We start from the raw sequence: 292 nt of genomic DNA on the forward strand, positions 1-292 counted from the left end.
ACGTCGAAAATCGCGGTCTTGTAATGCTTTGCATTCATGAATACCTTAAAAATAATAATAAATCATATGAATAACTTTTGATTACTTTTTGATCAAGCAAAAAGTAATATTACCGAAGCTTATCAAGCTTCTCCTTTTAATTTCAAATTTTTAATTTCAAATGTTTTTTTCATCAAGACTTCCCCAAAGGGTACATGAATTCATATGAAAACAATAATAACCCATGAATAAAAAATGAACGTAAAGTAATTTCTATCACTTTTTTAAGAGTAAAAAAGTAATCAAAAAACTC

The sequence above is a fragment of the Empedobacter sp. UBA7611 genome (genome assembly GCF_002484365.1).
GTDB lineage: Bacteria > Bacteroidota > Bacteroidia > Flavobacteriales > Weeksellaceae > Empedobacter > Empedobacter falsenii_B.